General features: G+C 71.3%; 5 protein-coding genes. 4 read left to right on the top strand and 1 reads right to left on the bottom strand.

What is annotated here, in order from left to right:
- The coding region (locus D7W81_RS40000) for a putative peptidoglycan binding domain-containing protein (RefSeq protein ID WP_279637940.1) at positions 1-432 on the top strand (432 nt) is incomplete at its 5' end.
- 49 nt (positions 433-481) lie between these two features.
- Positions 482-1,663 carry an acyl-CoA dehydrogenase family protein gene (locus D7W81_RS39995; RefSeq protein ID WP_120560575.1) on the top strand — a complete coding sequence of 394 codons (1,182 nt, stop codon included), beginning with the start codon at positions 482-484 and terminating at the stop codon, positions 1,661-1,663.
- A 79-nt stretch (positions 1,664-1,742) separates the two neighbouring features.
- Here the strand turns inward: D7W81_RS39995 and D7W81_RS43930 are convergent, their stop codons facing one another.
- The gene (locus D7W81_RS43930) at positions 1,743-2,279 is read right to left on the bottom strand and encodes a DUF2058 family protein (RefSeq protein WP_244227765.1); all 537 of its coding nucleotides are present in this window, start codon (positions 2,277-2,279) and stop codon (positions 1,743-1,745) included.
- Between the two features lie 478 nt (positions 2,280-2,757).
- On the opposite strand from D7W81_RS43930, the gene D7W81_RS39985 reads away from it, so the two are divergent.
- Positions 2,758-3,798 carry a hypothetical protein gene (locus tag D7W81_RS39985; RefSeq protein ID WP_120560573.1) on the top strand — a complete coding sequence of 347 codons (1,041 nt, stop codon included), beginning with the start codon at positions 2,758-2,760 and terminating at the stop codon, positions 3,796-3,798.
- A 207-nt stretch (positions 3,799-4,005) separates the two neighbouring features.
- Positions 4,006-4,537, top strand: a 532-nt coding sequence (locus D7W81_RS39980) for a hypothetical protein (protein ID WP_120560572.1), incomplete at its 3' end; no start/stop codon positions are given.

The raw sequence follows: 4,537 nt of genomic DNA, 5'->3' as shown, positions 1-4,537 counted from the left end.
GGCGGGGACAACAACGGCGAGCGCTCTGGCGTCATCCGCGTCTGGAGCTCGGAGAACGAAGCGGTCTTCTACACGAAGGTGCTGGCGGACGCCGTCGTGCACAGCAGCAAGCACGCGCTGAAGGAACTGGACGTGGAGATGAACCGCTACCAGGCGGGCGTCGCGGCACCGTACGCGTCGGACCTCATCTCCCTGGACAAGGAGACCGCGAAGGTCGTGAAGCGCGTGCTGCACAAGCTTGGGTACTACCAGGGCCGCATGGACGGGACCTGGAACGACGCCGCCGAGCAGGCGCTGTATGACTTCAACTGGAACAACCTCTTCTTCCTCAAGCCCACCGTGGTGGTGGACGGTCAGCGGAAGATTGACGGTCCGCTGGTCAACTTCCTGCGCGACGCGGACCTGGAAGCGCTCGCGCCCGCGACGCCCTGAGGCACCGCCGGTTTGACGGCCCGGGGAGGGCGACGTCAAGCTCGCCGCCATGCCCCGCGCCGACATCACCGACCTGTTCCGCATCGACGACCTGCTGTCCGCCGAGGAGAAGGCCGCCCGCGACGCAGTGGCCCGCTTCGTGGACGCGGAGGTGCTGCCCATCATCGGCCAGCACTTCCGCGACGGCACCTTCCCCGCGCACCTCATCCCGGGCCTGGCGGAGCTGGGCGTGCTGGGCGCGAACCTCCAGGGCTACGGCTGCGCGGGCATGAACACCGTCAGCTACGGCCTGGTGTTGCAGGAGCTGGAGCGCGGTGACTCCGGGCTGCGCAGCTTCGCGTCCGTGCAGGGCTCGCTGTGCATGTTCCCCATCCACGCCTACGGCAGCGAGGAGCAGAAGACGCGCTTCCTTCCGGGCATGGCGAAGGGACAGCTCATCGGCTGCTTCGGCCTCACGGAGCCGGACTTCGGCTCCAACCCCGGCGGCATGCGCGCCCGCGCGCGCAAGGACGGGGACAGCTGGGTGCTCAACGGCACCAAGGCATGGATTACGAACGGCTCCATCGCGGACGTCGCGGTGGTGTGGGCGAAGACGGACGACGGCGGCCCTGAGTCCGTGCGCGGCTTCCTGGTGGAGAAGGGGATGCCCGGCTTCAGCGCGCGAGAGATTCCCGGCAAGTTCTCCCTGCGCGCGTCGCGCACCAGCGAGCTGTCCTTCCAGGACGTGCGCGTGCCGGACCGCAACGTGCTGCCCGGTGTCGTGGGGCTCCGCGGGCCGTTGTCCTGTCTCAACAACGCGCGGGCCGGCATCGCGTTCGCGGTGACGGGCGCGGCCATCGCGTGCTTCGAGGGCGCGCGCGAATACGCGCTGGCCCGCACGCAGTTCGACGGCAAGTCCATCGCCGGTTACCAGCTCACGCAGGAGAAGCTGGCGGACATGCTCCAGGAGATCGTGAAGGCGCAGCTGTTGGGCCTGCGGCTCGCGCGCCTCAAGGACGAGGGCAAGAGCAACCCCGTGATGGTGAGCCTGGCCAAGCGCAACAACGTGAAGAGCGCGCTCGACATCGCCCGCGTGGCGCGGAGCATCTACGGCGCCAACGGCATCACGGACGACTACCCGCCCGTGCGCCACATGCTCAATCTAGAGTCTGTCTTCACCTACGAGGGCACCCACGAGGTGCACACGCTGGTGTTGGGCAAGGCCATCACCGGCATCGACGCGTTCGGCTGACGCGAGCGCGGACGTCCGGTGGAAGCCGCGCCTCCCCTCGCTCCCGGACGGGAAGGAGGGGAGGGCACGGGAAGGAACGTCAGGACTGCTGGGTGCCGCCTTCGCCCGAAGGCTCGGACGACGGCTCGGACGACGGCTCGGAGGCCTGTGCCTCGGACGACGCGGAAGCCTCGCCGCCCTCCTCGGAGCCTTCGTCCGTGGAGGCCTCGGGCTCGTCGGGCGTCTCCACCGCGGTGCCGGAGGCCTCCGCGGCCTGCTGCGCCTTGAGCTCCTCGTCGTTCATGAAGCCGACGGGGTTCTCCTTGCGGTTGAAGAAGCGCACGGCCTTGGCGGACAGCGCGTACATCTGCTCGGCCGCGGCGGCGGGCACCAGCGAGTGCTCAATCTGCGCGGGCTCCGGACGCTCCACCACGCCCAGCTCGCCGTCCTCCAGCTGCTTGGCCTGGGCGGGGCTCAGCTCCATGCGGCGCAGCTTTCCCTTGCGCGTCATGAAGTAGAAGGTCGTCTCGCCCGGCTCCTGCGGCACCTGGGCGCCCAGCACCAGCTCACGCAGGGCGCGGTCCAGCTCCACCTGCTTCTTGGACTCGGCGCGCTGGTAGGCCTTGGAGCCCGGCATGGGCGGCAGCTTGGGGATGGGCTTCTCCGTCGGCGTGCCCGGACGCGCGCTCGCGCCGAACCCGCCCTGGGGGCCACTCCGGAAGCCTCCGCCCTGGCGCGGCGGACCGCCCGCACCCTGGCGCGGGGGACCTCCGGCGCCACGCGGCGGACCGCCACCCCCCTCACGGCGTGGCGGTGCTCCGCGGTCGTCGCGGCGTGGCGGGCCTCCGGCTGTCCGATTCTCATCACGTCCCCGAGGAGCCGGGGCGCGTGGAGCGCTCCCCCGGTTGTCCTCCTGGCGCCGTGGCGCCGAGGGCGTGGAGTCGGTCTTCTTGGCCTGCTCCTCGGAGACGAGGCCCGCTTTCAACAACTTGTCTCGCAGGTTCTGCATGGGTTGGGCGTTCTATCCCTTGCACGGCCGCACGCAAGCCACCGCTTGCCGCTCCTGTGGCCCCCACGTAACTTGCCGCCCCCGCCGTCATGGTCGTGGAGGTTCCGTGGGAAGTCTGACGAAGTCCGCCGCCCTCGCCCTGGTCCTGGCAGCCGCCGGCTGCTCCGACCCTGTCGACAAGGCGGCCAAGGCCCGCATCTTCTCGGCGGAGGACCCGCCGAAGGTGGTGGCCTCGGCGAAGGAGAAGCTGCCGCCGGAGGACGTCGCGGACAACCCCCAGGTGTCGCGCCGCATCCTGGGCATGGACGCCGCGGAGGTGACCGAGCGACTGGGCCCGCACTTCTTCCAGTCCACCCTCAGCTACGAGTGGGCCGGCCCCAGCGGCAACAACCCCGTGAAGCTCACGGAGACACGCTCCTTCCGCGCCGGCCCGGGCGGCGTCAACGGCGACTTCCATGGTGTCCTGGAGAACTCCCGGGACCAGGGCCTGGAGGTGATGCGCGTGAAGGGGCAGGTGTTCGCGCGCAACCGCTACGGCCCGTACCGCCAGCGCCTGCGCGACCGGGGCATGGCCGAGCGCACCCGCACGGAGCTGACGGGCGCCATCCGCGACTTCGACAGCCTCTTCCAGGGCCGCATCAAGCTCACCCCCGCGGGCACCGTCACCCACGAGGGGCGCACCGCGTGGAAGTACAACGTGTCCCTGGGCGCTCCCCAGGAGGGCGGCACGCCGCAGAAGATGCCCGCCGCCTTCACGCCCAAGAACGCGGACGAGACGACGAAGCGCCGCGCCAACTTCTTCGCGCACCGGCTGCCCCGCTCGCTGGAGGGCGAGGTGCTGGTGGACTCGGCCACGTCCGTCGTCCTCAAGGCCCGGCTGGACGGGCGCATCGGCGTGCCCCAGGAGAAGACCCCGGAGGCCGCCGAGCTGCGCATGACGCTGGAGTCCAGCCTGACGGAGATTGGCAAGGACCCCGGGCTGCAGCCGCCCCAGGACTTCCTGCCGGACGCGGACAAGCCCCAGGGCATCGCGGACGCGCTGGACCACTTCGGCATCCCGCGCTCCAAGCCGGGGGACTCGGCGGCGACTCCGGGGGCCACGCCCGCTGGCGCCCCCGAACCCGAGGACGAGGGCGAGGGCAACTGACGCACACCCCCGGCGCCTCTTGAGGCGCCTTCCGGAGGCCCTCCGGACCGTTGGAAGCCCCACGGCTTCGCGGCGGAGGGCGCCCTGTCATTCCTGTCTGTGACGGCCGTGTCCTGCGCGGACCGCCGTCGCAGGCCGGGCCTTCCCGCAAGTGCCTGACGCGGCTGGGGAATCCCCCTGGCCCTGGCCTTGCTCTGGGGGAGGGCCATGTTCCGTTCCGCCCTCCCCCTGGCGTGCATCGGGCTCGTGCTGCTGTCGGCCCCGGCCCTCGCCGAACCCGCCCGAAACCTGGGCATCACCGTCGCGCCGTTGGGAGCCTACGTGCTCCAGGGCAGCGAGGAGGTGGGGCGCACCGTGGGCTACAGCGCGGGCCTGGGCTGGGCGTACCGCAAGCCGGGGGCGGTGCTGGAGGTGGGCGGGCACCTGGCGTCCAGCCGGCACCTGACGGAGGTGACGCCCATGGCCGTGCGCGTGGTGCCCCTGGGGGACACCCGGGTGCGGCCCTTCCTGGGGGTGGGGGCCAGCCTGCTGGTGCCCCATTCCCGGCCCCAGCCGGCCCCGGACGCGCTGGGCAGCCGCGTGCTCCAGGTGGGCTTCGAATTGTGCGGCGGCGTGGGGCTGGAGCTGGGGGAGAACCTCTTCCTCTCCGCCGAGGCGCGCTACCAGAACTTCTCCGCCCGGGGGAACCCCTTCTCCGGGGAACGGCAGCACCTGCGCTCCACGTTCCTGGGGCTGGGGA

The organism is Corallococcus aberystwythensis (genome assembly GCF_003612165.1).
In the GTDB taxonomy this organism is placed as follows: domain Bacteria; phylum Myxococcota; class Myxococcia; order Myxococcales; family Myxococcaceae; genus Corallococcus; species Corallococcus aberystwythensis.
This window is presented reverse-complemented; position numbering and strand designations above follow the sequence as displayed.